Source organism: Mycobacterium paraintracellulare (genome assembly GCF_000276825.1).
GTDB lineage: Bacteria > Actinomycetota > Actinomycetes > Mycobacteriales > Mycobacteriaceae > Mycobacterium > Mycobacterium intracellulare.
The window spans coordinates 632,562-658,680 of the sequence record NC_016948.1 but is presented as its reverse complement, the minus strand read 5'-3'; the positions used below and the strand labels follow the sequence as shown (position 1 = coordinate 658,680).

Annotated in this window: 27 protein-coding genes; 18 read left to right on the top strand and 9 right to left on the bottom strand. The window is 67.8% G+C overall.

Annotated features, from left to right (window positions below; genetic code table 11):
• The first annotated feature begins 2 nt into the window (after positions 1 to 2).
• Complete coding sequence (locus tag OCQ_RS03290; protein ID WP_014381784.1) at positions 3 to 1,217, top strand: MCE family protein; 1,215 nt, start codon at positions 3 to 5, stop codon at positions 1,215 to 1,217.
• On the opposite strand, the gene OCQ_RS03285 is transcribed toward OCQ_RS03290, so the two are convergent.
• A complete protein-coding gene (locus tag OCQ_RS03285; protein ID WP_179293391.1) occupies positions 1,207 to 1,845 on the bottom strand; it encodes an Rv0804 family intramembrane glutamic endopeptidase in 639 nt (212 codons plus the stop codon). The two genes, OCQ_RS03290 and OCQ_RS03285, sit on opposite strands and share 11 nt — an antisense overlap.
• A 19-nt stretch (positions 1,846 to 1,864) precedes the next feature.
• The gene (gene purL, locus OCQ_RS03280) at positions 1,865 to 4,186 is read right to left on the bottom strand and encodes a phosphoribosylformylglycinamidine synthase subunit PurL (RefSeq protein WP_085977660.1); all 2,322 of its coding nucleotides are present in this window, start codon (positions 4,184 to 4,186) and stop codon (positions 1,865 to 1,867) included.
• Between the two features lie 102 nt (positions 4,187 to 4,288).
• On the opposite strand from purL, the gene OCQ_RS03275 reads away from it, so the two are divergent.
• Positions 4,289 to 4,510, top strand: coding sequence for a hypothetical protein (locus tag OCQ_RS03275; protein WP_009951916.1), 222 nt, complete (start codon positions 4,289 to 4,291; stop codon positions 4,508 to 4,510).
• On the opposite strand, the gene OCQ_RS03270 is transcribed toward OCQ_RS03275, so the two are convergent.
• On the bottom strand, positions 4,507 to 5,580 hold the full coding sequence (locus tag OCQ_RS03270; RefSeq protein ID WP_014383802.1) for a phosphotransferase: 1,074 nt from the start codon (positions 5,578 to 5,580) through the stop codon (positions 4,507 to 4,509). The two genes, OCQ_RS03275 and OCQ_RS03270, sit on opposite strands and share 4 nt — an antisense overlap.
• Positions 5,581 to 5,730: 150 nt before the next feature.
• Here OCQ_RS03270 and OCQ_RS03265 point away from each other — a divergent pair, with 150 nt between their 5' ends.
• On the top strand, positions 5,731 to 6,345 hold the full coding sequence (locus tag OCQ_RS03265) for a TetR/AcrR family transcriptional regulator (protein ID WP_014383801.1): 615 nt from the start codon (positions 5,731 to 5,733) through the stop codon (positions 6,343 to 6,345).
• 4 nt (positions 6,346 to 6,349) lie between these two features.
• Here the strand turns inward: OCQ_RS03265 and OCQ_RS03260 are convergent, their stop codons facing one another.
• Positions 6,350 to 7,660, bottom strand: coding sequence for a M18 family aminopeptidase (locus tag OCQ_RS03260; RefSeq protein WP_029383871.1), 1,311 nt, complete (start codon positions 7,658 to 7,660; stop codon positions 6,350 to 6,352).
• A gap of 165 nt (positions 7,661 to 7,825) precedes the next feature.
• Between OCQ_RS03260 and OCQ_RS03255 the strand changes: the two genes are divergently transcribed.
• Both OCQ_RS03255 and OCQ_RS03250 read left to right on the top strand, forming a co-directional pair.
• Positions 7,826 to 8,839: a Dyp-type peroxidase gene (locus tag OCQ_RS03255; protein WP_009951920.1), complete on the top strand. Its 1,014-nt coding sequence runs from the start codon at positions 7,826 to 7,828 to the stop codon at positions 8,837 to 8,839.
• Entirely contained in the window at positions 8,836 to 9,633 is a 798-nt protein-coding gene (locus OCQ_RS03250) for a family 1 encapsulin nanocompartment shell protein (RefSeq protein ID WP_009951922.1), read from the top strand. Before OCQ_RS03255 ends, OCQ_RS03250 begins: the two co-directional genes overlap by 4 nt.
• A 22-nt stretch (positions 9,634 to 9,655) precedes the next feature.
• Here the strand turns inward: OCQ_RS03250 and OCQ_RS03245 are convergent, their stop codons facing one another.
• Positions 9,656 to 11,362, bottom strand: coding sequence for an MOSC and FAD-binding oxidoreductase domain-containing protein (locus OCQ_RS03245; RefSeq protein ID WP_009951923.1), 1,707 nt, complete (start codon positions 11,360 to 11,362; stop codon positions 9,656 to 9,658).
• A 235-nt stretch (positions 11,363 to 11,597) separates the two neighbouring features.
• Here OCQ_RS03245 and OCQ_RS03240 point away from each other — a divergent pair, with 235 nt between their 5' ends.
• The 10 genes from OCQ_RS03240 to OCQ_RS03195 all read left to right on the top strand — a co-directional run bounded on the left by OCQ_RS03240 (position 11,598) and on the right by OCQ_RS03195 (position 20,267).
• Complete coding sequence (locus OCQ_RS03240) at positions 11,598 to 12,467, top strand: alpha/beta fold hydrolase (protein WP_009951924.1); 870 nt, start codon at positions 11,598 to 11,600, stop codon at positions 12,465 to 12,467.
• A gap of 98 nt (positions 12,468 to 12,565) precedes the next feature.
• Positions 12,566 to 13,951 (top strand): TetR/AcrR family transcriptional regulator, encoded by a 1,386-nt coding sequence (locus OCQ_RS03235; protein WP_014383800.1) that lies wholly within the window; start codon positions 12,566 to 12,568, stop codon positions 13,949 to 13,951.
• A 115-nt stretch (positions 13,952 to 14,066) separates the two neighbouring features.
• A complete protein-coding gene (locus tag OCQ_RS03230; protein ID WP_009951925.1) occupies positions 14,067 to 15,113 on the top strand; it encodes a zinc-binding dehydrogenase in 1,047 nt (348 codons plus the stop codon).
• A 54-nt stretch (positions 15,114 to 15,167) separates the two neighbouring features.
• Positions 15,168 to 16,049 carry a DUF427 domain-containing protein gene (locus OCQ_RS03225; protein ID WP_014379093.1) on the top strand — a complete coding sequence of 294 codons (882 nt, stop codon included), beginning with the start codon at positions 15,168 to 15,170 and terminating at the stop codon, positions 16,047 to 16,049.
• A 2-nt stretch (positions 16,050 to 16,051) separates the two neighbouring features.
• The gene (locus OCQ_RS03220) at positions 16,052 to 16,477 is read left to right on the top strand and encodes a VOC family protein (RefSeq protein ID WP_009951927.1); all 426 of its coding nucleotides are present in this window, start codon (positions 16,052 to 16,054) and stop codon (positions 16,475 to 16,477) included.
• 60 nt (positions 16,478 to 16,537) lie between these two features.
• Positions 16,538 to 17,080: a TMEM175 family protein gene (locus OCQ_RS03215; RefSeq protein ID WP_014383799.1), complete on the top strand. Its 543-nt coding sequence runs from the start codon at positions 16,538 to 16,540 to the stop codon at positions 17,078 to 17,080.
• A 1-nt stretch (position 17,081) separates the two neighbouring features.
• Positions 17,082 to 17,789, top strand: a complete 708-nt coding sequence (locus OCQ_RS03210) for a haloacid dehalogenase type II (protein WP_014383798.1) — start codon at positions 17,082 to 17,084, stop codon at positions 17,787 to 17,789.
• Positions 17,776 to 19,230 (top strand): dihydrolipoyl dehydrogenase family protein, encoded by a 1,455-nt coding sequence (locus tag OCQ_RS03205; RefSeq protein WP_014381777.1) that lies wholly within the window; start codon positions 17,776 to 17,778, stop codon positions 19,228 to 19,230. Before OCQ_RS03210 ends, OCQ_RS03205 begins: the two co-directional genes overlap by 14 nt.
• A 3-nt stretch (positions 19,231 to 19,233) precedes the next feature.
• Positions 19,234 to 19,701 (top strand): cupin domain-containing protein, encoded by a 468-nt coding sequence (locus tag OCQ_RS03200; RefSeq protein WP_014379090.1) that lies wholly within the window; start codon positions 19,234 to 19,236, stop codon positions 19,699 to 19,701.
• A gap of 98 nt (positions 19,702 to 19,799) precedes the next feature.
• The gene (locus OCQ_RS03195; protein WP_009951933.1) at positions 19,800 to 20,267 is read left to right on the top strand and encodes a YbjN domain-containing protein; all 468 of its coding nucleotides are present in this window, start codon (positions 19,800 to 19,802) and stop codon (positions 20,265 to 20,267) included.
• Positions 20,268 to 20,279: 12 nt separating this feature from the next.
• Here OCQ_RS03195 and OCQ_RS03190 read toward each other — a convergent pair whose 3' ends face one another.
• Positions 20,280 to 21,362: an NAD-dependent epimerase/dehydratase family protein gene (locus tag OCQ_RS03190; protein ID WP_026071462.1), complete on the bottom strand. Its 1,083-nt coding sequence runs from the start codon at positions 21,360 to 21,362 to the stop codon at positions 20,280 to 20,282.
• Positions 21,363 to 21,509: 147 nt separating this feature from the next.
• On the opposite strand from OCQ_RS03190, the gene OCQ_RS03185 reads away from it, so the two are divergent.
• Together OCQ_RS03185 and OCQ_RS03180 are read left to right on the top strand one after the other, a co-directional pair.
• Positions 21,510 to 22,325, top strand: coding sequence for a lysophospholipid acyltransferase family protein (locus tag OCQ_RS03185; RefSeq protein ID WP_009951935.1), 816 nt, complete (start codon positions 21,510 to 21,512; stop codon positions 22,323 to 22,325).
• An 81-nt stretch (positions 22,326 to 22,406) separates the two neighbouring features.
• Positions 22,407 to 23,822: a wax ester/triacylglycerol synthase family O-acyltransferase gene (locus OCQ_RS03180; RefSeq protein WP_014383797.1), complete on the top strand. Its 1,416-nt coding sequence runs from the start codon at positions 22,407 to 22,409 to the stop codon at positions 23,820 to 23,822.
• Here OCQ_RS03180 and purQ read toward each other — a convergent pair.
• From purQ to OCQ_RS03165, 3 genes are all read right to left on the bottom strand, one after another.
• Positions 23,789 to 24,463, bottom strand: a complete 675-nt coding sequence (gene purQ / locus OCQ_RS03175; RefSeq protein ID WP_009951937.1) for a phosphoribosylformylglycinamidine synthase subunit PurQ — start codon at positions 24,461 to 24,463, stop codon at positions 23,789 to 23,791. The genes OCQ_RS03180 and purQ overlap by 34 nt on opposite strands.
• The gene (gene purS, locus OCQ_RS03170; RefSeq protein WP_008263864.1) at positions 24,460 to 24,699 is read right to left on the bottom strand and encodes a phosphoribosylformylglycinamidine synthase subunit PurS; all 240 of its coding nucleotides are present in this window, start codon (positions 24,697 to 24,699) and stop codon (positions 24,460 to 24,462) included. Before purS ends, purQ begins: the two co-directional genes overlap by 4 nt.
• A gap of 61 nt (positions 24,700 to 24,760) precedes the next feature.
• On the bottom strand, positions 24,761 to 25,495 hold the full coding sequence (locus OCQ_RS03165; RefSeq protein ID WP_179960100.1) for an ATPase: 735 nt from the start codon (positions 25,493 to 25,495) through the stop codon (positions 24,761 to 24,763).
• Here OCQ_RS03165 and OCQ_RS03160 point away from each other — a divergent pair.
• On the top strand, positions 25,472 to 26,110 hold the full coding sequence (locus tag OCQ_RS03160) for an MBL fold metallo-hydrolase (RefSeq protein ID WP_009951939.1): 639 nt from the start codon (positions 25,472 to 25,474) through the stop codon (positions 26,108 to 26,110). The genes OCQ_RS03165 and OCQ_RS03160 overlap by 24 nt on opposite strands.
• Positions 26,111 to 26,119: the final 9 nt, after the last annotated feature.

Here is a 26,119-nt window from a genome sequence, read left to right as displayed (position 1 = left end):
CCATGGAGCCCCGTCGCTTGCGGGAGCGGCCACCGTACAAGACCGTCGGCCTGGTGACGATCGTGGTCATGGCGCTGATCGTGTTGCTGCTGTATGGGCAGTTCCGGGGCGACCTCACGCCCATTACGCAATTGACGATGGTGGCCCCGCGGGCGGGGCTGGTGATGGACCCCGGGTCCAAGGTCACCTACAACGGGGTCCAGATCGGCCGCGTGTCGAGCCTTTCGGAGGTCACCCATCGCGGCAAGCCGGCCGCGAAAGTGGTGCTGGACATCACCCCGAAGTACGTCAAGCGGATTCCGGCCAACGTCGCCGCCGACATCAAAGCGACCACGGTGTTCGGCAACAAGTACGTTGCGCTCAGCGCGCCGAATCACCCTGCGGCGCATTCGATCACGCCATCCATCGTGATCGACGCGACTTCGGTGACAACCGAGTTCAACACCTTGTTCGAAACGGTCACCTCGATCGCCGAGAAGGTCGATCCGGTCAAAGTGAACCTGACGCTCAGCGCGGCCGCGCAGGCGTTGACCGGACTGGGTGAAAAGCTCGGCCGGTCGCTGATCGACGGCAACGCCATCCTCGACGACGTGAACCCCCGGATGCCGGCGCTGCGCACCGACATAGCGCAGCTGGCGGCCCTCGGCGACACTTATGCGCACGCCTCCCCCGACCTATGGGACGCGCTGGACCACGCGGTGACCGCAGCGCGCACGCTCAACCGCCAGCAACGCGATCTGGATCAAGCGCTGCTGGCGGCCGCGGGATTGGGCAACGCCGGCGCGGATGTTCTCGGTCACGCGGGGCCGTACTTCGCGCGCGGTGCCGCGGATTTGGTGGGAAGCAGCCAGCTGCTCGACGAGTACAGCCCCGAAATCTATTGCACCATCCACAATTTCGACGAAGTCGCGCCCAGGGTCCACAACGCGCTCGGCGACAACGGGTACTCGCTGGGCGCCCACGCCTCGGGCGCTATCGCCGGCGCACCCAATCCGTACATCTGGCCGGAGAACCTGCCCCGAACCAACGCCCGCGGCGGACCGGGTGGGACACCGGGGTGCTGGCAGAAGATCACGCGAGAACTGTGGCCCGCCCCGTTCCTGGTCATGGACACCGGCGCGAGCATGGCTCCCTACAACCACTTCGAGGTCGGTTCACCGCTCGCGGTCGACTTCGTGTGGGGCCGCCAACTGGGTGACTACACCATCAACCCCTGACGGCGCCCCGAGACCTCGCGGCCAACACCGCGAGGGCGCCGGCCTCGTTGATGGCAAGGTGGGCCAGCATCGGTGCGGCGAGGCTGCCGGTGCGATCGGCCAGCCAACCGAACAGCCAACCGCCGATGCCGGTGACCAGCACGGTGGCCGCCACGGGCTCACCGGTCGCGCGGGCATCGGGGATGTGCGAGAGGCCGAAAGCGATGGCTTGCAGCACCCTTCCGCCGCGTCTGCCGAACGCCGCGGAGCCGGCGGTGGCCAGCGCCGCGCGGAAGGCGGACTCCTCGGACCACACCGTGCCCACGGGTATCCGCACCAGCAGCCAGTCCGGCGCGGAGGCGGGCGTTTCCCGGACGGCCATCGATTGGCGCACCGGTGGCAGGCGGGTGGTCGCGGCCACCGTGCTCGCCGCCGAGAACGCGACCGCCGACCCCAGCCGCAGCCCGGCCCACAACCGTGGCGGCCCCAGGCCCAGCGGGGCCCGCGTCACCAGCACCAGCGCGCCCCCCAGGCCGGCCTGCAGCGCCACCCGCCACCGGGCCGGCAGCCGCGGGCCGGCGAAGCTCCAACCGACCAGGGCGGCGGCCAAAGACAGGGCGTAAGCTTGACGAGAACGCCTGGCAGGCATCAGGATTCGATGCTGGCGCTCATCCGAAGAGCCGCGGCAGCACCGACTCGGAGGTCTCGCGCAGTTCGGCGAGGGAAACCGTGAACAGTCCCTGGACCTCCACCTCGTCGGAGGCCTGGTCGACGACGCCGATGCGCACCGCCGGCAGACCGCGCGCCTCGCACATCGAACGGAACCGGCTCTCCTCGGTGCGCGGCACCGCCACCAGCACGCGGCCGGCCGACTCGGAGAACAACTGCACGAACGGATCGGCACCCTCGGGAAGCACGATGCGACAACCGGTTTCACCGGCCAGGGCGGCCTCGACGACGGCTTGGGCGAGGCCGCCTTCGGACAGGTCGTGCGCCGCGGACACCAGGCCGTCGCGCGACGCCGAGCGCAACACCTCGGCCAGCAGCCTTTCGCGGTCCAGGTCGACCTTGGGCGGTAACCCGCCCAGGTGATCGGCGGTCACCTGCGCCCACACCGATCCGTCGAACTCGTCGCGCGTATCGCCCAGCAGCATCAGCGTTTCGCCCGGCTCGGTGCCCAGGCCGGTGGGGATGCGGCGACCGACGTCGTCGATGACGCCGAGGACCCCGACCACCGGGGTGGGCAGGATCGCCGTCGACCCGGTCTGGTTGTAGAAGCTGACGTTGCCGCCGGTGACCGGAATCCCCAGGGCCGCACAGCCTTCGGCCAGGCCCCGCACCGCCTGGGAGAACTGCCACATCACGCCGGGGTCTTCGGGCGACCCGAAGTTGAGGCAGTTGGTCACCGCGACCGGGGTGGCGCCGGTGACGGAGACGTTGCGGTAGGCCTCGGCCAGGGCGAGTTGGGCGCCGGCGTAGGGATCCAGCTTGGTGTAGCGGCCGGACGCGTCGGTCGACAGCGCGATACCGCGGCCGGTGACCTCGTCGACGCGGAGCATGCCGCCATCGGCGTGCTCGGCCAGCACGGTGTTGCCCCGCACGTACCGGTCGTACTGCTCGGTGATGAACGCGCGGCTGCACAGATGCGGGCTGCCCAGCAGGGCAAGCAAAGTCGCGCGCAGCTCGTCGCCGGTGGCGGGCCGCGGCAGCCGCGTCGAGGCGTCGGCGTTCAGGGCGTCCTGGGTGTCGGGGCGAGCGACCGGACGCTGGTAGACGGGGCCCTCGTGGGCGACCGTGCGCGGCGGCACGTCGACCACGGTCTGACCGTGCCAGGTGATCCGCAGCCGGTCGCCGTCGGTCACCTCGCCGATCACGGTGGCCAGCACGTCCCACTTGCGGCATACCGCCAGGAAGGCGTCGACGTTCTCCGGGGTGACCACCGCACACATCCGCTCCTGGGACTCGCTGCACAGGATCTCCGCGGGCGTCATGCCGGTGGTGCGCAGCGGCACGTTCTCGAGCTGGATCGCCATGCCACCGTCGCCAGCCGACGCTAATTCCGAAGTGGCACAGGATAATCCGGCACCACCCAGGTCCTGTATGCCGACCACCAGGTGCCCGGCGTACAGCTCGAGGCAGCACTCGATGAGCACCTTCTCCATGAACGGGTCGCCCACTTGGACCGACGGCAGTTTCTTGCGCGAGTTCTCGGCGTCGAAGGTGTCCGACGCCAGCACCGACACGCCGCCGATGCCGTCCAGCCCCGTGCGCGCCCCGAACAGGATGATCTTGTTGCCGGCGCCCGAGGCGAACGCCAGATGCAGGTCCTCCTGGCGCAACACCCCGACGCACATGGCGTTCACCAACGGGTTGCCGGCGTAGCACGCGTCGAAGACGGTCTCACCGCCGATGTTGGGCAGACCCAACGAGTTGCCGTAGCCGCCGATGCCGCGGACCACGCCGTCGACCACGCGGCGGGTGTCCGGCGCGTCGGCCGCGCCGAACCGAAGCTGGTCCATCACCGCGACCGGCCGCGCGCCCATCGCCATGATGTCGCGGACGATGCCGCCGACACCGGTGGCCGCGCCCTGGTACGGCTCGACGTAGGAGGGATGGTTGTGCGATTCCACCTTGAAGGTGACTGCCCAGCCGTCGCCGATGTCGACGACGCCCGCGTTCTCGCCGATTCCGGCCAGCATGCCGGCGCGCATCTCGTCGGTGGTGGTCTCGCCGAAGTAGCGCAGGTGCACCTTGGACGACTTGTACGAGCAGTGCTCGCTCCACATCACCGAGTACATCGCCAGTTCGGTGTCGGTGGGGCGACGCCCCAGGATCTCGCGAATGCGCTGGTATTCGTCGTCTTTGAGGCCCAGCTCACCGAACGGCTGCGGCTCGTCGGGGGTGGAGGCGGCGTGCTCGACGGTGTCGATCGCGTGGGTGCGCGCACTCGTCCCGGAGACAGTCACGGGACACAGTCTAGGGCTGGACATCGGCAAGGCGCTCTCGCCGCCCTACCGGGCGCGACGAACGTTTGCACCTGTAGTCGGCGGGTAGCCGCACAGTGTCCGAAGATCAATCAACCGGAGTACGAAATGACAGTTGAAACCGGACACATCACCGGCACCAAAGACAAGAACTACAACCTGATTTGGTACACCGAGAAGTGCCTCGACAACGCGTTGCGGTTAGAGACCTACATCCAGGACGCCGAGCGCGCCAGGGACAAGGACGTGGCCGAGTTGTTCCGCAAGGCGCAATCAGACAGCCGCAAGGGCGCCGAGATGGCGGAACAGCTGCTGGCCAAGCGCCTCTAGCCGGCGATCTCGGCCAGCGCCGCGGCCGTATCCAGGTCGGCGTAGGCGAACGAATACCGTTGGGCCAGCGCGAGCGCGATGTCGGGGCGCTGCCAGAGCTCCCCGGCGCTGGCGGTGCACAGCCACAGGGTCAGCCCGTGCGCCACCGAGGCCCGGTACCGCAGCCAGACCTCATCGGGGCTCGGCATCTCCGCTTTCGGCAGGCCGAGCGCACCGCGGTACTCCTCGAGGAGATCGCGCTCGCTGCGGCGGCGATCCTCGACGGTCAGGGCGCCCTGCAGGAAGTAGCCCAGGTCGAGTGACCAGTTGCCGCGCCGGGCCACCTGCCAGTCGAGGAACCCCACCTCGTCGCTGGGCAGCAGATAGGTGTTGCCGATGTGCGGATCGCCGTGCAGCAGGGTCTGCGGCGACGCGGTCAGCGTTCTGATGTAGGGCTTCCAGATCGATTCGATCAGCGCGTCGATGGTCAGCGAGGTCACCTGCTCGGGGGCGTCCGGGCCGAGGCGTTCCAGCGCGGCCGGCAGCGGCGCCATTTCCATGCCGTCCCAGGGCAGGAACGGCTCGAGCCAATCGAGCGCCGGCTCGGTCAGAACCCGTTGGCCCCAGTACCGTCCGTGCATGCGGGCCAGGCCGCGCACGCCGGTGGCGACCTGCTCGACGGTCATCGGCCTGGTGGCGTCGCGGGGACCGGCGCCGCGCGCGGTGAGGTCTTCCATGACCATCACGAAGTCGTAGGCGTCCTCGTCGATCAACGCGGTGTAGACGCGGGGGTGCTCGAGGGGCAGATCGACCCCGCAGGTGAACAGCCGCGGCTCGTGAAACATGCCGCTGGTCATGCGGATCAGTTCCTTGTGGTCGGGGTCGGCGGCCTTGACGAACACCGACGCCGGTCCGCTGCCGTTGCGGTAGGTCACCCCCAGGCGGGCGCGCCGGTTGGTGCCGTCGTCGCGAACCTCCACGGTGACCGTGTCCACCTCGACGCCGGGATGCGCGGCGGCCAGCGCCGCAGACATCCACTGCGGCGAGATGTCATCCCAGGTCGTGGGCACCGACAACGCGGGGGCATTCATGGGTGGACTCCTTCGTCACGGATCACCGGCATAGAAACGACACGTATCGTTTCCTACACTTGTCCCGGTGAAGGTAACCCGAGCGCACGCCCGCCCGCCAGTCCCGAATCGGTTCGCCGCCGCAACCGGCCGCACCTAGGCTCGGCCCACATGTCAGACGAGCGGGCCGGCCGGCCCCGCGACACCCGGCTGCATCACGCGATCCTCGATGCCACCCGCGAACTCCTGACCACCGGCGGCTACGCCGAGTTGTCGATGGAAAGCATCGCGGCGCGCGCCGGCGTGGGGAAGAAGACCCTCTACCGGCGCTGGCCATCGAAAGCCCCGCTCGTCGCCGAGGCCGTCCTGGAGACGTACGGCGGAACCGGATCATTTCCCGTCGCCGAGACCGGGGACCTGCGCGCCGACCTACAGGCGTGGCTGCGCGAGCACGCCGACTTCCTGGCGCGGCCGTCGAACGCCGCGTTGGTGCGGGCGCTCATCGCCGCGGCGGCCGCCCGCCCGGCCGATGGCGACGATCTCTACCAGCAGCTCAGCGCGCCCCAGCTGGACGGGTTGACGACGCGACTTCGCCGGGCCGTCCGGGACGAGGAACTGAGCGCCGCCGCCGACCTCGACGCGATCGCCGAGGCGCTGATCGGCACCATGCTGTTTCGCGCGTTAACCCACGGGGGCGCAACCGATTTCGCTGCGGAGGGACCGCGAACTTTCGATGGGCTGCTCGACGCGATCCTGCACGGCGCGGCCACGACCAAGCCCGATTAGGCCGTCAGGCCGGCGACAAGAACGCGTGCATCGCCGCCGAATAGGCGGCCACGTCGTGCGCGCCCATCAGCTCGCGGGCGGAGTGCATCGCCAACTGCGCGGCGCCGACGTCGACGGTCGGGATGCCGGTGCGCGCAGAGGTCAACGGCCCGATCGTCGATCCGCACGGCAGGTCGGCCCGGTGCTCGTAGCGCTGCAACGGCACCCCGGCCTGCCGACAGGCCAGCGCGAAGGCCGCGGCGGTGCGGCCGTCGGTGGCGTAGCGCAGGTTCGGGTGCACCTTGAGCACCGGCCCCGCGTTGACGGCGATCGGGTGGCCGGGCTCGTGCCGCTCCGGGTAATTGGGGTGGGTGGCATGCGCCATGTCCGCGGAGGCCAGCAGCGACGCGGGCAGCCGGCGCAGGTAGTCCTCCCGGGTGCCGCCCGCCGCCAGCACAATTCGTTCCAGGACGGTGCCCAACAAGTCCGATTGCGCGCCGTGGTCCGAGGACGAGCCGACCTCCTCGTGATCAAAGAGCACCAACACCGGCAGGTAGCCCGCGCCCTGCTCCCATGCCAGCAGCGCTTCCAGTCCCGCGTAGCAGCTGGCCTGGTTGTCCAGCCGGGGCGCGCTCAGCAGGTCCGCGATCCCGTTGTCCGAGGCGCCGATCACCGTCGAGGGAGTCAGGTCGTGCGTCATCAGGTCTGCGGCCAGCACGTCGGTGGGCGCCACTTCGGCGCGCTCGGCGACATAATCGACGAAGGACCGCGCCGTCTCGCCGACGCCCCACACCGCGTTGAGGTGTCGCTGTGGGTCCAGCGTCAGCGACTTGCGATCCTCGGCCAGGTGGATGGCCAGCTGCGGCACGCGAAGGATCGGCTCGTCGATCCGGATCAGGCGGTGCGCGATCCCGGTGCTTTGATCCTTCGCCCGCACCGACAGGCGCCCGCTGATTCCCAGATCGCGGTCCAGCCAGGAGTTGAGCCACGCGCCCCCGTACGGCTCGAGCGCCACCACCCGCCAGCCGGCGACCACCCGATCGGGGTGCTGCTTGACCCTGAGGTTGGGGCTGTCGGTGTGCGCTCCGACGATCCGGAACGGCCCATCGGCTCCCGCCGAATTCCAGGCGACCAGCGAACCCGCCCGCACCGTGAAGTAGCGCCCGGGCACCGACGGCCAGCGTTGAGCCTCGCTCAGTTCGGTGTACCCGGCGGCGTTCAGCCGGGCGGCCACCGTGGCGCAGACGTGAAACGGCGACGGCGACGCGTCGATGAACTCGCAGAGTCCTTGTGCGCTCGCCGAGGACTTCGTCTGGTTTCGAGGCCCGCCGGACATGTTGACATCATGGCTGTCCGAGCCCGCGGCGTTCACGCTAGGGTCGATTGCGCGCTCCTTGCTCGCGCCGCTTCCGGCGCTCACCGTCGCCACGCTAGGGTCGATTGCGCGCTCCTTGCTCGCGCCGCTTCCGGCGCTCACCGTCGCCACGCTAGGGTCACCAGAGTGCCCCCCGTCCAGCCGCAACCCGTCCTCGCGCCGCTGACGCCCGCGGCGATCTTCCTCGTGGTGACCATCGACGACGGTGGAGAGGCAACCGTCCACGACGCGCTGCAGGACGTATCCGGACTGGTGCGCGCGATCGGTTTCCGCGAGCCGCAGAAGCGGTTGTCGGCGATCGCCTCGATCGGCTCGGACGCCTGGGACCGCTTGTTTTCCGGGCCGCGTCCCGCCGAACTGCACCGGTTCATCGAACTGAACGGCCCGCGTCACAACGCTCCCGCCACGCCCGGGGACCTGTTGTTCCACATCCGGGCCGAGAGTCTGGACGTCTGTTTCGAACTGGCCGACCGGATCTTGAAATCGATGGCCGGCGGGGTCACCGTCGTCGACGAGGTGCACGGCTTCCGGTATTTCGACAACCGCGACTTGCTCGGGTTCGTCGACGGCACCGAGAACCCGGACGGCCCACTTGCCGTCAGCGCCACCGCGATCGGCGACGAGGACCCCGACTTCGCCGGCTCCTGCTATGTGCACGTCCAGAAATACGTGCACGACATGTCCGCGTGGAACGCGATCTCGGTCACCGAACAGGAGCGAGTGATCGGCCGCACCAAGCTCGAGGACATCGAACTCGACGACGACGTCAAGCCGGATGACTCCCACATCGCCCTCAACGTCATCACCGACGACGACGGCACCGAACTGAAAATCGTCCGGCACAACATGCCATTCGGCGAGCTCGGCAAGGGCGAGTACGGCACGTACTTCATCGGCTATTCGCGCACACCGCGAGTCACCGAACAGATGCTGCGCAACATGTTCCTCGGCGACCCGCCCGGCAACACCGACCGCATCCTCGACTTCTCCACCGCCATCACCGGCGGGTTGTTCTTCTCCCCCACCGTCGACTTTCTCGATGATCCCCCGCCCCTGCCCGCAACGCCGGCGGCGGCGGAAACGTCTGTTGCACAGGACGGCTCACTTTCGATCGGAAGCCTGAAAGGAACCACTTCATGAACAACCTCTACCGCGACCTGGCACCGGTCACCGAAGCCGCCTGGAAAGAAATCGAATTGGAGGCGACCCGGACATTCAAGCGCCACATCGCCGGGCGCCGGGTCGTCGACGTCAGCGAGCCCGGCGGTCCCGTCGCCGCCGCCGTCAGCACCGGACGGCTGGCCAACGTGGCGTCACCCACCGAGGGCGTGGAGGCGCACCTGCGTGAGAGCAAACCGCTTGTGCGGCTTCGCGTTCCGTTCACCCTGTCGCGCTACGAGATCGACAACGTCGAGCGCGGCGCCAACGACTCCGACTGGGACCCGGTCAAGGCGGCGGCGAAGAAGCTCGCGTTCGTGGAAGACCGGGCGATCTTCGAGGGCTACGCCGCGGCGTCGATCGAAGGCATCCGTTCCGCCAGCTCCAACAAGACGCTGACGCTGCCGGCGGACCCCAGCGAGATTCCCGACGTCATCACCCAGGCGATTTCCGAGCTCCGCCTGGCCGGCGTCGACGGCCCGTACTCGGTGCTGCTGTCCGCCGACGTCTACACGAAGGTCAGCGAGACGACCCAACATGGATATCCGATCCTCGAACACATCGACCGGCTGGTTCCCGGAGACATCATCTGGGCCCCGGCCATCGACGGCGCCTTCGTGCTGACCACCCGCGGCGGCGATTTCGACCTGCAGCTCGGGACCGACGTCACGATCGGCTACACCAGCCACGACGCGGACACCGTGCAGCTGTATCTGCAGGAGACGCTCACCTTCCTGTGCTACACGGCGGAGGCATCCGTCCCGCTGACCGCATAGCAACACACCCCTCGCTCTGTCGCTAAAGGTCCAGCACCACATCGGTTTCGGGAGCCGCCGAGCAGATCAACACCGACCCGTCGGCCGGTGGCTCCAGCGGCCGCTGGACGTAGGTGGTCGTCCCGGCGACGACCCCGGTGACGCACACATGACAGACGCCGCTCCGACAGGAGAAGCGGGTGGGCACATCGCAGGCTTCGGCGAGCCCGAGGATGCTGCGGTAGTCCGGCGACCAGTGGGCCGTCAACCCGCTGCGCGCGAACGTGATCGACGGCCCCGTGCCCGGCGGCCCGGCGGGCTGATGGGGCGGCCTGTGCGGTCCCGTTTCGACGACGCCGGGGTTGATCGCGGGCAGCGCACCAAATAGTTCGCTGTGGATCAACGCGGGGTCGAATCCGATGCCGACCAGGTATTCGCGGATGTCCGCCATGAATTGCGTTGGCCCGCAGAGGTAAACGACGCCATCGGTCGGCAATCCCAATCCCTCGATGGCATCACGGTTCAGCCGTCCCTGCGTTTCGGAGTAAAAAACATGCTGACGGGCGTGGGGCAACGACTCGATCAGCGTTGCGACTTCCGCGGCAAAGGGCTGGGTTTGGCGATTGCGAGCGGCGTGCACCCACCAGATGTCTCGCTCGCTGCCCGCCCCCGCGAGTGCATGCAACATCGCCAGCACCGGCGTCGCCCCGATTCCGGCGGAAAAGAGCACGACGGGGCGCCGGTCCTCGGTGAGGCAGAAGTCGCCGCGCGGGGCGGCCGCCGTTATCACCATCCCCGGCCGGATGTGGGTGTGCAGCCAGCCGCTGACCAATCCGTGATCTTCCCGCTTGACGCTGATGCGGTAGTACCCGGCCGACGGATCGCCCGACAGGGAATAGCTGCGCAACGGCGCCGGCTCACCGGCCCCGGGAATCTTCACCGTGAGGTACTGACCCGGTAGCGCGGGCGGCAGCGGGTCGGAGTCGTCGGCCTGCAGCCGAATCGAGAGCACTTGCGGGCTCTCCCGACGCGTCTCGACAACCCGTAGGTTACGGAATCCCTTCCATCCGGGTTCGACCGGGATGGGCGAGGCCGCGGCCGCACCATCGGGTGCGGCCAGCATGTCGCGAAAAGACTGCTGCCATCCCGGGCTCAGCCCCGGAACATCGACGGCCTCGCGCAGCCGCTCGACGTTGCGGTCCGGTAGGTAGAGCAACGCGTCGACCTCGGCAACGCTGAGCCGGTGGCGGCCGCGGCGGGTCCGCACGATGTCGTCCCCGGCCCGCACCCGGCCTTCGGTGATGACCCGGAAGTAGAAGCCCGGACGGTGCTGGGAGACAAGTAGATTGGGCATGTCGGGCTCGTCGAGGCGAAGACCGACCCGAAAGCACGTGACTCGCGGTTGAGTGACCTCGAATTCGGCGTCGCCGATGCGATAACGGTCACCGATGCACACCTCGTTGTCGGCGAGCCCGGTGACGGTGAAGTTTTCGCCGAAATGCCCGGGCCGCAGGTCGGTGCGGCCCAGGTACGTCTTCCAGAAGTCGTAGGACTCGCTCTGGTACACCATCACGGCCCGTTGTTCCCCGCCATGGCCGGCGAGGTCACCCTGCCCGTCGCCGTCGACGTTGAGTCGACGCACCATGACCGGCCCGTGCACCGGGGTCTTCCAGATGCCGGTGTAGACCGTTTTGTCTCGCCATCGGACGTTCTTGGGCATACCCACGTTCACCGAAACAAGCTTGCCCACCGTGTCACCTCGAACCAGCTCGCCATGGCACCAGTCACCCAACTGGGATGGTTGGCCCAGAATATGGCAGCGCGATCCGCACGGCAACACTTCGGCCGCACGGGGCTGTTGCCCGGGTCCGGTTTGGTGCATACTGGGTCATACAACCCAAAAATGCGACGAGCTGGTCTGTCGATGTCTACCGAACGCGGTCGCGGCGCTCGCGTGCGAAAAGCGTTGGCTGAGGAGGAATGTCATGCCGGCTGTTCATCATCGATACGCCACGGTCGACGGCCACCGACTCTTCTACCGGGAAGCCGGCGACCCGAGGGCTCCCGCGGCGCTGTTGCTGCACGGGTTTCCCACCAGCTCCTACATGTTTCGCGGTCTGATACCGGCCCTGGCGGACCGCTACCACGTCATCGCGCCGGACCATCTCGGATTCGGGCTGTCCGACGCGCCGCCCGTCGAGGAGTTCGATTACACCTTCGACGCGCTGACCGACCTCACGGCGGGCCTGTTGCGAACCCTCGGCGTCGACAGGTACGCCATGTACGTCCAGGACTACGGCGCGCCGATCGGCTGGCGGCTGGCGCTGCGCGACCCGTCGGCGATCACCGCGATCATCACCCAGAACGGCAACGGGTATGACGCGGGATTCGTCGAGAGCTTCTGGAAGGTCGTACACGCCTACCAGCGTGAGCCCACCGCGGACACCGAGGCCGCGGTGCGCCAGTTCCTCACGCTGGACGCCACCCGGTGGCAGTACGTGACCGGCGTGGCCGACGAGACCCTGGTCGATCCCGAGTCGTGGCATCACGACTACGCGCTGCTCTCCCGGCCCGGCAATGACTTGATGCAGCTCAAGCTGTTTCGCGACTATGCCACCAACGCGCCCCTGTATCCGCGCTTACACGAGTACTTCCGGGCCAGCGGGGTGCCGTTGCTGGCGGTCTGGGGTCGCGGCGACGAAATTTTCGGACCGGCCGGGGCCGAGGCCTTCGCCGACGACCTGCCCGACGCCGAGATCCACCTGCTCGACGGCGGGCATTTTCTGTTGGAGTCCGCGCTCGATGACGTCATTCCCCTGATCCGGAACTTCCTCGCCAAGCAGCTCGGGGCGTGATGCCCGGCCGCCGGGCGCGCCGCAACCGACCCGTGACGATCCGGCCGTCTGGGTTGGAGATCCCATAAACGGGGGCACCCACGGGTTAGCCTGACGCGATGGCCCATCCCGACGTTCGTGACGAACAACGGTTGACCGCCAAGGGGCGTGCCACCCGCGACCGAATCGTGCAAGCGGCGGCGCAGTTGATCGTCACCGACGGCCTGTCCGCGGCCAACATGGAGAACGTGCGGCGCGCCGCCTCGGTCAGCGGCTCGCAGCTCGCCCACTACTTCGCCGACAAGGGCGCGCTGATTCGCGCGGTGATCCGACGCCAAATCGGCGTCGTCTTGGACTTTCACCGCCAACCCACGCTTCGAGGCCTGAGTACGTTCGACGACTTCGAAAAATGGATCGAGATGAACATGCGCTACCTGCGGCGCATCGGATACGTCGGCACCCCCACCTATCACGCGCTGGCCGGCCAGCTCGCCAAGTCGGACGATGCCACGCGCGACGCGTTGGCGGCCGGCTACAGCCGGTGGATCGATTTGGTGGAGAAGGCAATCCAGCGGATGAAAGACGACGGGCTGCTGGTTGCGGATGCCGACCCGCGGCAGCTGGCGTTGGTGATCATCACCGCGCATCAAGGAGGCGGAATCTTGGCCTTCACCTACCAAGAGGAATGGCCGCACGCCGATGCGATTCGTTTCGCGGTGAACTACTTGCGGATGTTCGCCACCGACAGTGCCGAACGGATTCCGCGGCGGCCCCCGCGCCGGGCGCGGAGCCGCCGCCCGCGCAAAGCCGGCGGATCCGTGCGCGCCCAAGGCCACCAGGTGACTGAACATCCCTCGCCGCGGTACACCCACAAGGGTCTGGCGACCCGTGCGCGCATCATCGAGGCCGCGGCCCGGCTGATGTTCGAGCGCGGCGTCGCCAACACCAGCATCGACCAGGTGCGGCGCGCCGCCGAAGTCGGCGGATCCCAGATCTCCCACTACTTCCACGACAAGCGCGACCTGACCCGGCACGTCGTCGACGTACGCCGAAACAATGTGCGGGACTTCCACACTCAAGCGAAGTTCGCCGCGCTCGACAGCCTCGATGCGCTGCAGGCGTGGGCCGATGCCTGCGTCTCCGACATCGATCCGGTGTACCGGGTCGGAGGCTGCGTATATGGGTCCTTGGCGGGCGAGCTGATCGAGGCCGACGACGAAATCCACGACGACCTGGCCGCCGGATACGACCAATGGATCGAACTGTTCCGCACGGGCCTGCAGGCGATGTGTGACCGTGGCGACCTGCGCCCCGACGCCGATCCGCGCCACCTGGCGGTGCCACTGGTTGCCGCGCACCAGGGTGGCGCACTGCTCACGCACGCCACCGGCGATCCGCAGCCGCTGCGGGCCGCCGTCACCGCCGCCGTCGACTATGTGCGTTCGTTCGCGGTTTCGCCGCGCAAGGGCGGACCCCGCGCGCCTCGCGGTCAGCGCAACTCCTGACCGCCCGCCCTGGACATGGCGGAAACGTTCGAACATAATACTGGGTCAGTTGGCCCATTATTGTGCGGCAGGCACCGGCGTATCGCGCTGCCAACGATGTCGAAAGAGGCAGTCCATGTCCGTCACGGATTCACCAGAGCTGCCCACCGCACCGGCCGTCGTGCGCGAGCGCCCCGGCGGGGAAACCATGCGGGCGATCATCCTGAAGGGATTCGGCGGGCTGGACAACCTGGTTTACGACGACCTCCCCAAGCCGCTGCCGAAAGACGGCGAAGTCGTCATCGCGGTGAAGGGCTTCGGGATCAACCACGCCGAGATGCACATGCGTCGGGGCGAGTGGGCCGAGGCCGCGGAGGTGAGCGGCATCGAATGCGTCGGCATCGTGGACTCGTGCCCGGGCGGTGAGTTCCCGGTCGGCGCCAAGGTGGCCGCGCTGATGGGTGGCCTCGGCCGAACCATCAACGGCAGCTATGCGCAATACACGCGCGTGCGCGCGGCCAACGTCGCCCTCATCGACTCCGAGCTGTCGTGGGCGGCGTTGGCGGCATTGCCCGAAACGTTCGCGGTGGCCTGGACATGCCTCTTCCGCAATCTGGATCTGAAGGCCGGGCAGACACTGGTATTACGCGGGGCCACGTCGTCCCTGGGGCAGGCCGCACTCAAGATGGCGGTGGCCGCCGGCGCACGAGTCATCGCGACCGCGCGCAGCAGGGGACGCTTCGCGATGCTCGAGCAATTGGGCGCGTCGCGAATCGAGCTGGAGCGGCGCGACCTGGCAGGCCACCTTCCCGAGAGCGGCCGGATCGACGCCGTCCTCGATCTCGTCGGCAACAGCACCATCCTCGACTCCCTGGACATGCTGCGCCGCGGCGGCACGGCCTGCCTGGCCGGTTGGCTGGGCGGGCTGGAGCCCATCGGGGATTTCAACCCGCTGTTGCGCATGGCATCCGGTGTGAACTGGAACTTCTTCGGCAGCTTCGTCTTTGGCACGCCTGGCTTCCCGCTGTCCGACGTCCCGCTGGGGGACATCGCCGGACAGGTCGCCGACGGCACGCTGGAGGCGAAACCGTCTCGGGTCTTCTCCTTCGACCAGATTCATGAGGCGCACCGGCTGATGGAGGCCGGAGAGGCCGGCGGCAAGATGGTCGTCGTGCTGGAGTGACGTGTTGTCGAAACACCGTGGCACGCGGGGGATTCAGGAAAGGTAGGTGTCCACATGGGACTGGCATGGCAGCAGGGCCCGCTGGCAACCGGGTCGATCGGGCACTTCCTCACCGAGCAGCCGATGCCGTCGCGGCTGCTCTTTGCCGAGCCGTTGCGCCGTCGGATGCGGGTGCGCTTCGCGGAACGGTGGATCGCCGACAGCGAGGACGTGCTCCTGTTACACGAGCCCGGCCGTTACCCGGTGGCCTACTTTCCGTCAGGGGATATCGAAGTGGGGACGTTGACCGCCGAGGATCGGGTGACGCAGCACCGCGACCTCGGCGACACGCAGTGGTTCACCGTCAAGGCACCGGGGCGGGAGGCCGCCCACAGCGCCTGGGAACATACCGGTCTGCCCGCGCATGCGACGGTCCTGCAGGGCCGGGTGGCTTTTGCCTGGCGCGCCATGGATGCCTTCTATGAAGAAGAGGAACGGATCGTCGGGCACGCCGCGGACGCTTACCACCGCATCGACATCCGTTCCACGGCACGGCATCTCGTCGTCCGCGATGGAGAGCGCGTGATCGCCGAGACTCACCGACCCGTGGCCCTGTATGAATCCGGCTTCGCGCCCAGATGGTACGTCGAGCGCGACGATATCGACGAGTCCGCCCTCAAACCCGTTGCTATCCAGACCTTTTGCCCATACAAAGGAATCTGCTCGTACTATGACATCGGCGGCCACCAGCACGCAGCGTGGTCTTACGTCGATGCGTGGACCGAAGTGTCGCGCGTCCGCAACCTGGTGTCCTTCGAACCGGACAAAATCAATGTGTACCTCGACGGCAAGCAACTTCGGCTGGAACCAGGCCAAACCGTCATCCCGCACGGTGTCGACCGCGGGTTGGACACCGACGAGGTCTTAGGAAGGAATCCGGTAAGGGGCACGTCATGAGGATGTCCATCGAAGTCGTCATCCTGCCCGTCGCCGATCCCGACCGGTCACTACGGTTTTACCGCGACCAGGTCGGCTTCGCCCTCGATGTCGATTACGCGCCCGCGCCCGGGTTCCGGGTCATCCAATTGACGCCCGAGGGATCGCACGCCTCAATCCAATTCGGCGTGGGATTGACCGACGCGCCGGCCGGCTCGGTGCGGGGCCTATACCTCGTGGTCCCGGACATCGAAGCCTGCCGCGCCGAGTTGATCGGTCGCGGCGTAACCGTCGGCGAGATCCGCCACAAGGACACCGACGGCGGCTGGAGAGGCGGGTTCCTCCCGGGTACCGACCCCGATCGCGGTGACTACGCGAGCTTCGCCGACTTTCGCGATCCCGACGGGAACGCCTGGGTCTTGCAGGAACGAAACCACCAGCGGGGTTGAGGAGGCGTCGTGGCCGCGCGGAAAACGAGTCCAGACCGGGTGGGCGCATTCTCAGACGGAGTGTTTGCGGTCCTCATCACGATCCTCGTCCTCGAGCTCAAGCCGCCGAAGTCCTACACCTTCAACGCGTTATTACCGGAATGGCCCACCGGACTGAGCTATGTGGTCAGCTACGTGTTCATCGCCATCGTCTGGGTGAATCACCACCACCTGTTCGGCTACGCGCAAGTGGCGACGCCACGATTGGTGTGGTCGAACTTTGCGCACTTGTTCTCGGTGTCGCTGATTCCGATCACCACCGAGTGGATCGCCGACAGCAGGCTGGCCGCCGCACCGGTGGTTCTGTATGCCTCGGTGTTCGTGCTCGTCAACATCACCTACTTGGCGCTGTGCCAGGAAGTGGTCGATCGGCCCGCCCACGAGGACCTCACCCAGCGAGTGCGCCGACTGCTATGCATGCGGTCGTTCATCACGATCGGCGTCTTCGCGGCGGCGCCAGTCGTCGCATTGTGGTGGCCGGCCGTCGGAATGGTATTGATTTGCATGTGTCTGGCGGGGTATCTGCGGCCGGATGTGCCCAACGTTAAAAAGGTCGAGCCCTAGCATGATGACACCCTCCGTCCTCGTTTTCGATGTCAACGAGACGCTGATCGACATCGAGTCCCTCGCACCGCTTTTCGCGGACTTGTTCGGCGACGAACGCGTGCTGCGCGAGTGCTTCGGTCAGCTCATTCAGTACTCGATGACCATCACACTGGCCGGCAAGTACGTGCCGTTCCCCGTTCTCGCTCAGGCGGTGCTGCGCATGCTGGGTGACGTCCACCGGGTGGACGTCACCGATGACCACCTCGATCGCCTGACGACCGGGTTGCTCACCATGCCGGCACACCCCGATGCCGCCGAGGGCCTCGCCACATTGCGCGACAACGGTTTTCGGTTGGTAACCCTGACGAACTCCCCACCCAACCCGGACGGCCCGACGGCGCTACAGAATTCGGGGCTGGCCGGCTTTTTCGAGCGCCAACTGAGCGTCGATGCCCGCCGCGCCTTCAAACCGTCGCCCGCCGTCTATCGGTACGTGTGCGACGAGCTCCGTGTGACACCCGGTGATTGCATGATGGTGGCCGCACACGTGTGGGACACCCTCGGCGCGCAGAGCGTCGGGTTCAGTGGGGCTCTGATCACCCGGCGCGGCAACGCGCCGTTACCGGTCCGCAGCCTGCCGCAGCCGAACATCGTCGCCGGCAACCTTCGCGAGCTGGCCGAGCGCCTAACCCAAACCGAAGGGATCGCCAAGAGTGGCAATAGCTAGCGAACGAGACTTCGACGTCATCGTGCTCGGCGCCGGACCGATCGGGCAGAACGCCGCCGAACGCGCCCGCGCCGCGGGCCTGCGCGTCGCCATTATCGAACGCGAACTCGTCGGGGGCGAGTGCTCCTACTGGGCGTGCGTGCCCAGTAAAGCGTTGCTGCGTCCCGTCATTGCCCTCGCCGACGCGCGACGCGTCGACGGTGCTCGGGAAGCGATCACCGGATCCATCAGCGCCGACGGTGTCTTCGGCCGCCGCAACCGGTATGTGACCGACTGGGATGACAGCGGCCAGGCCGATTGGGTGAGCGGAATCGGCGCGACGTTGGTACGCGGTCATGGAAGGTTGGACGGCCCCCGGCGAGTCGTCGTCACCACCGGCGACGAGCGTGTCGGGCTCACCGCGCGGCATGCGGTGGTCGTGTGCACCGGAAGCCGTCCCGCCCTGCCCGATTTGCCCGGAATGGCAGAGGCCAAGCCGTGGACCAACCGGCGCGCCACCGACAGCAGCGCGGTCCCGGAGCGGCTGGCCGTCGTGGGCGCCGGCGGCGTGGGTGTCGAAATGGCTACGGCCTGGCAGGGATTGGGCTCCCAAGTGACGCTCCTGTCGCGGGGGTCGAGGTTGTTACCCCGCATGGAACCGTTCGTGGGCGAGCTGATCGCCCGCGGGCTCAGCGACGCCGGCGTCGATGTGCGGGTAGGTGTCACGGTGCGCGCGCTGCGGCGCCAGGACGACACGAGCGTTGTCCTCGAATTGGACGATGGCAGCGAGCTGACCGTGACTGAGGTGCTGTTCGCCACCGGTCGGGCACCGCTGACCGACGATATCGGCTTGGAGACAGTGGGATTGGAGCCGGGCAGCTGGCTCGAGGTGGACGACACCTGCCTCGTGCGCGGCGCGGTCGAGGACGGCTGGCTCTACGCCGCCGGCGACGTCAACCACCGCGCCCTGCTCACGCATCAAGGCAAGTATCAGGGCCGCATCGCCGGCGCGGCCATCGGAGCACGCGCAACCGGAAGACCGTTGGACACCAGCCCGTGGGGTGCACACGCGACCACCGCCGACCACTACGCGGTGCCACAAGCCTTCTTCACCGATCCCGAATCGGCCGCGGTCGGACTGACAAGCCAACAAGCCCGGGACGCCGGCTACCGGGTCCGAGCCGTCGATATCGAGATCGGGGACGTGGTGATGGGGGCGAAACTCTACGCCGACGGTTATACCGGCCGCGCACGAATGGTGGTCGACCAGGAGAGCGGGCGGCTGCTGGGCGTCACCATGGTCGGCCCCGGCGTGACCGAGCTGTTGCACTCGGCGACCATCGCCGTCGCCGGCCACGTGACCGTCGACCGCTTGTGGCACGCCGTGCCGTGCTTCCCGACGATCAGCGAGCTGTGGCTGAGATTGCTCGAAGCGTATCGGGATGGCCGGGACGATAATTGACCCATGGCCACCTCCGACGGATTCCATCCCGACTTCGACGACACGGCCGCACCGGTCGCCCGCAACCGAGTGCGCCACATCAAGGCGTCCGAGATCAGCTCGGACACGACACAGTCGGAGGGGCTGCGGCGCTTCGCCGCCCTATCGGGCGCGTCGGTCGGAGCGGAAAAGCTCTGGATGGGTGAGACGCACGCGTCGCCGAAATCCGCCTCGGACAACCATCACCACGGTGACTCGGAGACCGCGATCTATGTGCGAAGCGGCCACCCGGAGTTCGTGTTTCACGACGGCACCCAAGAGGTACGTATTGCCACCGAACCCGGTGACTACGTCTTCATTCCGCCGTATCTTCCGCACCGGGAAGAAAACCCCGATCCCGACACCGCGGCCGAGGTCGTGATCGCCCGCAGCACCCAGGAAGCGATCGTGATCAATCTTCCCGCCCTGTATCCGCTCGACGGGCCTCGATAAACGGGCAGCGGGCCACTCAGCGAATTCTCAACAGATTCTTCGGCGCCACATCGCTTGGCTCCCAGCGTCCGCAAAGTCGCCGGCGACACCATACGTCTATGACGAACGAGCAGATGTGCGCGAACCTTGTCGAACGCTATTTGCGCACCCGCGGACGGCAATACTTTCGCGGGCACCGCGACGGCGAACACTTCTTCGTCACCGGCGCTCCGCGACGGCTGCACGTTCATTTCGAGATCTCGCCCGCGCACGACGACGTGTTGATCATCCGGGTCACTCCGGGGTGCTACTTTCCGGCCGCCGACCGCCCCTGGCTGACGCACTTCGCCGACACGTGGAACCGCCAGGACCGCCACGTCACCGCGATCGTGCACGGCTCGTGCGATCCGCAGCGCATCGGCGTGGTGGCCCGCAAGTCGCAATGGATCCGAAGCAAAGTCTCCTTCGCCGAATTCGCGTCCCTCGTCGACCTGACGATCGCGGACGCCACCGAGCTCTTCGAGGAGCTGGACCCCGCCGCCGGCCTGCCGCCCGCCGAGCGGTCCTTGCTGCGTCACGCCGGCTGACGCCCGCCCGGTCTAGGCGCCGCTCGCGGCACCCGGGGCATCGGGGCGCGGCTCACCCAGCTTCGCCCGGATGGCGCCCCACGGATCGGCGTAGCGCCCGGGCGTATCCCGGTAGGCCGCACGGCTTTTGAGAAACCGCCGCGCCAGCGGCGAGATCAACCGCATCGGGTAGCGCCGCCACCCCGCCGTCGCGCGCATCTCGTCGAGCATGTCCGGCCACGAGTGGTGCTGGAATTGCAGGACTTGTTGGGAGCGAGCGGTATCCATCCAGTCGGTGACGAACCAGTCGTCGTCGCTGTCGGGATCACCCGGACGTCCCCCGGGCAGGACGTCGACGAGACCCCGGGCGGCGGCCAGCGCCTTGCCGACCTCGCCCTGCCGAATCCGGTGCGACTCGTCGCCTGCGATCAGCAGGGTCTCACCGACGACGTCGGCCGTGGTCGCCGCGGCGAACGCACGGGCGACGTCGCGCACATCGACGGTGTGGATGCGCCCGTCCGTCGGCAGGGCGCTTTCGAAGAACAGTGCGTCAACGCTGAACGGCATGGCCTCCGGGTCGACGCTTATCACCCCGCCCAGGCGCAAGATCACCCATTCGAGGTTCGAGGACCGGATGTGCTGTTCCGCTTCGGCTTTGTGCGCGCCGTAGAGATCAGCCGGGTTCATCGGGGAATCGGCGCGCAACAGCTCGGCGTTGCGGTGCGGGTTACGCGCCCCGTACACGGCGTTGCTCGACGCCTGGATGAACCGCACCGGGTGCGGCCGGGCCTGCGCGGCGCGCAGCAGCGTGAGGGTCGCGTCGACGTTGACGCGGCGCCCGAGGGCGGGACTGCGGTAGATCCCGGGCGGGATCACCGCGGCCAGGTGGACGATGGCGGTGGGTGAGGTCGCGGCGAGCAGGCGGTCGACATGGCCCGGGTCGGTCAGATCGGCCCAGTGCGCCTCGACGCCGTCGGGCAGCGTCCTCGCCGCCTTGCGCTGGGTGGGGGTGCCCAGATCCGTCGCGACCACGCGGTGGCCGTCGGCGACCAGCCGACGCACCGTTTGTGAGCCGACGAGCCCGAAACCCCCGGTGACAAGAACCTTCTCGGACATGATCCCCCAGCGCCGGGTCGCCCCCAGCAAACGAATATGACATTCTCCAAATTCGAAAGTATCATATGTCATCCATGGCCTGAGGTTTGAGACCGGCGTCACACCGGCAACCAATAGCAAATGGCACGATCACGACAGCGGGGAGCCATGAAGGGCAGCGGTGCGGGCGCGGCGGACAATCACGAGACCGCCAAATGGGATCCGGCCTTCACCGAACGGGTCGCCAACGCGCTCGGGCCGGCCATCAAACGGTATTACCGGGCCGAGGTGCGAAACATCGACAACGTCCCGCCGTCCGGTGGGGCGCTGGTGGTCTCCAACCACTCCGGCGGCATGCTGACACCGGACGTGTTGATCTTTTCCCCGGCCTTCTACGAAAGGTTCGGCTACGACCGCCCCGTCTACACGCTCGGCCACTACGGGATCTTCATGGGGCCCTTGGACGGCTGGCTGCGCCGCCTCGGGGTGATCGAGGCCAGCCGCGAAAACGCCGCCGCCGCCCTGCATTCGGGCGCGGTGGTGCTGGTGTTTCCCGGCGGCGACTACGACTCGTACCGCCCGACGTTCAGCGCCAACACCATCGACTTCAACGGGCGCACCGGCTACGTGCGAACGGCGATCGAAGCCGGCGTGCCGATCGTGCCGACAGTGTCGATCGGCGCCCAGGAGACCCAGCTGTTTTTGACCCGGGGCAACTGGCTGGCCCGCAAGCTGGGGCTAACGAAGGCCCGCATGGACATCCTGCCGGTCAGCGTCGGGTTCCCGTTCGGGCTCAGCGTGATCTTCCCGCCCAACCTGCCGCTGCCGGCAAAGGTCGTCACCGAGGTGCTCGAGCCGATCGACGTCACCGCGCGCTTCGGTGAGGACCCCGACATCGACGAGGTCGACGCCCATGTCCGCGCCGTCATGGAGGACGCGCTGAAGCGGTTGGCCGAGCAGCGCCGGTTTCCGATCCTCGGCTGAGGATGCCGCCAATCCGCGCCGGCGGCCGGCGCCCTGCGGCATAGTTGTTGGCCTGGTCGCGTCGGCAGGGCGAGGTGACGTGTGAAAAGACTCAACGGCATGGACGCCATGCTGCTCTACAGCGAGACGCCCAACCTGCACACGCACACGCTGAAGGTGGCGATCATCGACCCGGCCGACTGCGACGGCGAGTTCGGGTTCGACGCGTTCCGCCGCCACGTGCGCCGGCGGCTTCACCTGCTGGAACCGTTGCGCTACAAGCTCGTTGACATCCCGTGGCACCTGCATCACCCGATGTGGCAGGAAAACTGTGAGGTCGACCTGGACTATCACCTCCGTCGCGTCCGGGTGCCCGCGCCGGGCGGGCGGCGAGAGCTCGATCGGGTCATCGGCGAGGTGGCGTCGACCCCCTTGGACCGCACCCGGCCGCTGTGGGAATTTCACTTCGCCGAGGGACTGGCCGACGGCCGGTTCGCCTTGATCGGCAAGGTGCACCACGCGTTGGCCGACGGTGTCGCGTCGGTCAACCTCCTGGCGCGCGCGATGGATCTGCGGGACGGGCTCACCGACGAGCGCGACAACGACGAAGCCGGTGTCACGGTTTCCGATGCCGACCTGCTGCGCGCCGCCGCGCGCGACCACGTCCGGCAACTCGCGCAACTGCCACGGCTGCTCAAAGACGCGGCCGTGGGGCTGATGCGGGTGCGGCGTCGCTCCCGCGAGCGCGGAGACCACCCCGATCTCGCCGATGCTTTTGACGCGCCCCCGACGTTTCTCAACCATGTGGTCTCACCCCGGCGCTGGTTCGCCAGCACGTCGTTACCGCTGCCGCAGGCCAAGGCGACGGCAAAAGCGTTGGGCATCACCATGACCGATCTGGTGCTGGCGACGGCGGCCGGCGGGTTGCGAACGCTCTTGCTGGCCTACGACGGCGCGGCCGACCGCCCGATCATCGCGTCGGTGCCGACCGCCACCGACAAGTCGGACCGGATCACCGGCAACGAGATCAGCGGGCTGATGATTTCGCTGCCGGTGCATGTCGACGACCCGATCGAACGGGCCCGGCTGATCTCGGTGGCCACCCGGATCGCCAAGGAAGACCACGAGATCCTCGGCCCGCAGCTGTACGGGAAGATGATGGCCTACCTGCCGACCGCCTTCGCCCCGGCGGCATTTCGCTGGCTGGGTCTGCGCGACATGCCCAACAAGCTGATGAACGTCGCCGTATCCAGCGTGGTCGGACCGCGCGAACGCGGCCACTTCGGCGGCGCGGCCGTCAGCGAGATCTATTCCACGGGTGTGCTCTCGCCCGGCGCCCCGGTCAACATCACCGTGTGGAGCTACGTCGACCGGCTCGGCGTCGCGGTGCTGACCGACGATCAGACGTTCGACGACCCGCATGAGGCGACGGACGCCATCAGCGCGGCCTTCGACGAATTATGCTGTGCCGCAGGCATTTCCGATCAGCCGGCGAGGACCCCGTCCAGCACCGAGTAGAACAGGCCCAAGCCGTCGTCGGAGGGCCCGGTCAGCGCCTCGATGGCATGCTCGGGATGCGGCATCAGGCCCACCACGCGGCCGTCGGCGGAGCTGACGCCGGCGATGTCATGTTGCGAACCGTTGGCGTTCTCGTGGTACCGGAACACCACCCGCCCGTCGCCCTCGAGCTCCTCGAGCACCTCGGCGGGCGCCACGTAGCGGCCCTCGCCGGACTTCAGCGGCACCAGCAGATCGGCGTCCGGTTCGAAACGCGACGTCCACGCCGTCGACGTCGACGCCACCCGCAGCCACACGTCACGGCAGATGAAATGCAAACCCACGTTGCGGGTCAGGGCACCGGGCAGCAGGCCGGCCTCGCAGAGCACTTGAAAACCGTTGCAGATACCCAAGACCGGCATCCCGCGCCGCGCGGCGTCCACCACTTCGGTCATAACCGGGGCAAACCTGGCGATCGCCCCCGCCCGCAGGTAGTCACCGTAGGAGAAGCCGCCCGGAACCACCACGGCGTCGACGCTTTTCAAATCGGCGTCGGCGTGCCACAGGTTGACCGGCTCCGCGCCGACGCGGCGGGCCGCCCGGGCGGCGTCCACGTCGTCGAGCGTGCCGGGAAACGTGATGATCCCGATGCGTGCGGTCACGTCGTCTCCCGGCTGATCGTCCAGTCCTCGATCACGGTGTTCGCCAACAGCGATTCGGCGATCTCGGCGAGCGCCGAGTCGTCCACGCTGTCGTCCACTTCGAGCTCAAACCTCTTGCCCTGCCGGACATCTGATATCCCCGGGTGACCGAGGCGGCCCAGCGCGCCGACGATCGCCTGACCCTGCGGGTCCAGAATCTCCGCTTTGGGCATCACGCTCACGATCACCCGGGCCACCGGCGCTCCTCCTCAGTTGGCGTTTCGCCGCCAACTCTACCGGCGAAACCGCAGCTCGCCCTCACGGGCACGAGGCAATGTAGGCCTCACACAGCGGCGCGCCCATGGCGCCCAGCACCGGGTCGTCGGCCATCGCCGGCCAGGGCGCCTGCGGCGGGGACGTCGACCAGAGCGTGACCTCGCTGACCGTGCTGCTGGCCGGGTGGGCGAAAAGGTAGGTGTGCATCACCACCGGGCCGCTGATCACGGCGGCCATGCGGTTGGTGTCGTCGCTGGTCAACGACGGCGATTGCTGCGGCGCACGCTGCTGGCAACTCCGCAACGCGGCGACGGCGCGACGGAACGCCTCGGCCGCGATCTCGCCACCGCGGGCCGTATCACCGCGCCAATGCAGGATTTGGGCCTGCAACTGCCACTGACCGTCCGGATGCTGCACCGTCGAACGGGCGGAGACCGCCGAGTCGCGGGGGTCCCGAGCGGTGGCCGGCGTGGCGCACAGCTCCTCGAACCGAAACCGGGGGCCGGGCGCCGAGCCCGTCGTCTGGACCGCCTGACCGGCGAGCGCGGGCCAGTGGTACACCGCGTCCAGCGGCACGGCGCGCTGATCGATCCACGCGGTGTTGGGGATCCGGTCGCACATGGCGGGGCAGGTCTCGGGCTCGCCGTGCGCAGGGATGACGACGACCAGCGCGACCGCGAGGCCGCCGGCGACCAGCATCGTGGCCAGGATCACGCGCAGCGGCAGCTTGTCCATCAAGGCACAATCGTAGATATGCAACTGACGCATTTCGGTCATTCGTGCCTACTCGCCGAGTTCGACCAGACACGCGTGCTGTTTGATCCCGGTACCTTCGCCCACGGTTTCGAGGGAATCACCGGCTTAACCGCCATCTTGATCACTCATCAGCACCCCGACCACGTCGACGGGAAACGGTTGCCGGCACTGCTCGAGGGTAACCCGGATGTCGCGCTGTATGCCGACCCACAGACCGCCGCGCAACTCGGCGCGCCCTGCCGCGAGGTACACGTCGGCGACGAACTGCAGATCGGTGAGCTGACCGTGCGGGCCTTGGGGGGAAAGCACGCCGTCATCCACCCGGAAATCCCTGTGATCGAGAACATTTCGTTTCTCATCGGCGACGGCGAGCATCCCGCCCGGTTGATGCATCCCGGCGACGCTCTGTTCGTGCCCGACGAGCCGGTGGACGTTTTGGCCACCCCGGCGGCGGCCCCGTGGATGAAGGTTTCGGAAGCGGTCGATTACCTTCGCGCGGTGGCACCAGCGCGCGCCGTCCCCATCCACCAGGGGATCATCGCCCCCGATGCGCGTGGCATCTACTACGGCCGGCTCACCGAGATGACCAGCACCGACTTCCAGGTGCTGCCCGAAGAGGACGCCGTCACCTTCTAGCGCGAGCAG

Bases quoted from the DNA above. Each gene is read 5' to 3' on its own strand.
- OCQ_RS03240 (WP_009951924.1), top strand. From the start codon at position 11,598: ATGCCGGCTGTTCATCATCGATACGCCACGGTCGACGGCCACCGACTC.
- OCQ_RS03260 (WP_029383871.1), bottom strand. From the start codon at position 7,660: ATGTCCGGCGGGCCTCGAAACCAGACGAAGTCCTCGGCGAGCGCACAA.
- OCQ_RS03200 (WP_014379090.1), top strand. From the start codon at position 19,234: ATGGCCACCTCCGACGGATTCCATCCCGACTTCGACGACACGGCCGCA.
- purL (WP_085977660.1), bottom strand. From the start codon at position 4,186: ATGTCCAGCCCTAGACTGTGTCCCGTGACTGTCTCCGGGACGAGTGCG.
- OCQ_RS03250 (WP_009951922.1), top strand. From the start codon at position 8,836: ATGAACAACCTCTACCGCGACCTGGCACCGGTCACCGAAGCCGCCTGG.
- OCQ_RS03285 (WP_179293391.1), bottom strand. From the start codon at position 1,845: ATGCCTGCCAGGCGTTCTCGTCAAGCTTACGCCCTGTCTTTGGCCGCC.
- OCQ_RS03220 (WP_009951927.1), top strand. From the start codon at position 16,052: ATGTCCATCGAAGTCGTCATCCTGCCCGTCGCCGATCCCGACCGGTCA.
- OCQ_RS03290 (WP_014381784.1), top strand. From the start codon at position 3: ATGGAGCCCCGTCGCTTGCGGGAGCGGCCACCGTACAAGACCGTCGGC.
- OCQ_RS03165 (WP_179960100.1), bottom strand. From the start codon at position 25,495: ATGACCGAAATGCGTCAGTTGCATATCTACGATTGTGCCTTGATGGAC.
- OCQ_RS03275 (WP_009951916.1), top strand. From the start codon at position 4,289: ATGACAGTTGAAACCGGACACATCACCGGCACCAAAGACAAGAACTAC.
- OCQ_RS03265 (WP_014383801.1), top strand. From the start codon at position 5,731: ATGTCAGACGAGCGGGCCGGCCGGCCCCGCGACACCCGGCTGCATCAC.
- OCQ_RS03270 (WP_014383802.1), bottom strand. From the start codon at position 5,580: ATGAATGCCCCCGCGTTGTCGGTGCCCACGACCTGGGATGACATCTCG.
- OCQ_RS03225 (WP_014379093.1), top strand. From the start codon at position 15,168: ATGGGACTGGCATGGCAGCAGGGCCCGCTGGCAACCGGGTCGATCGGG.
- OCQ_RS03230 (WP_009951925.1), top strand. From the start codon at position 14,067: ATGTCCGTCACGGATTCACCAGAGCTGCCCACCGCACCGGCCGTCGTG.
- OCQ_RS03195 (WP_009951933.1), top strand. From the start codon at position 19,800: ATGACGAACGAGCAGATGTGCGCGAACCTTGTCGAACGCTATTTGCGC.
- OCQ_RS03235 (WP_014383800.1), top strand. From the start codon at position 12,566: ATGGCCCATCCCGACGTTCGTGACGAACAACGGTTGACCGCCAAGGGG.
- OCQ_RS03185 (WP_009951935.1), top strand. From the start codon at position 21,510: ATGAAGGGCAGCGGTGCGGGCGCGGCGGACAATCACGAGACCGCCAAA.
- OCQ_RS03160 (WP_009951939.1), top strand. From the start codon at position 25,472: ATGCAACTGACGCATTTCGGTCATTCGTGCCTACTCGCCGAGTTCGAC.
- OCQ_RS03190 (WP_026071462.1), bottom strand. From the start codon at position 21,362: ATGTCCGAGAAGGTTCTTGTCACCGGGGGTTTCGGGCTCGTCGGCTCA.
- OCQ_RS03210 (WP_014383798.1), top strand. From the start codon at position 17,082: ATGATGACACCCTCCGTCCTCGTTTTCGATGTCAACGAGACGCTGATC.